We start from the raw sequence: 669 nt of genomic DNA, 5'->3' as shown, positions 1-669 counted from the left end.
ATCATCAGTAATAATATCAAAATAATATTGATTTTTTTCATTTAAATCTCCTTATATTTACGATTTAAAAAATATATATCAATTTTTATTAGGATGTATTTCTGGTTCATAAGTTTGGATAATCTGATTGCTGGTTTTATAAAAATTGTTTCTTTGTTATTAAGTTGTCTTTATTTTTTAAATTACTAATTTAAGAAATGAGATTATATGAATTATACTTTTAATATTTTGCAATGTAACAAGTTTTTTTAAATATTTTGTTTCAATTTGTCATTGACAATTACTTATTACACTTTTTTTAAAGTCGGCTAGTTTATTGTTATCTATTGTATCAAAATAGGCGGTTACTAGGTCCTTAAAAGTTTTTTTTCCGTCATTATTATTTTTGCAACTTTCAAGTTGAGTCTTGATGTGCTCCAAAGCTTCTTTAATATTAGATTGATCACATAGTAAAAACTTGTTAAACTTTTCTTCATTGTTTAGAGCTTCTTTGAAAAAGTTTAAGTTTGCTTGCTCTTCATTATTTAATGTTTCTCTTAATATTTCTTCAGGTGTTTTTGGTGGTACCATTATTGTTTCTTTATTTTTTTTACTGAGATCTTCTGAAGGTTTTGTAGGTTTTGTTATTTCTTTACAGGAACAAAGTGATAATAGGCTATAAAATAATAA

At 23.6% G+C, this 669-nt stretch carries 1 protein-coding gene; it reads right to left on the bottom strand.

The features are described 5' to 3' along the window. Positions 1-270: 270 nt before the first annotated feature. Positions 271-669, bottom strand: a 399-nt coding sequence (locus U881_RS0100165; protein WP_024652879.1) for an Mlp family lipoprotein, incomplete at its 5' end; no start/stop codon positions are given.

This window comes from Borrelia persica No12, assembly GCF_000500045.1.
GTDB lineage: Bacteria > Spirochaetota > Spirochaetia > Borreliales > Borreliaceae > Borrelia > Borrelia persica.
The sequence above is the reverse complement of the archived record's forward strand: the minus strand, read 5'-3'. Positions and strand labels throughout refer to the sequence as shown.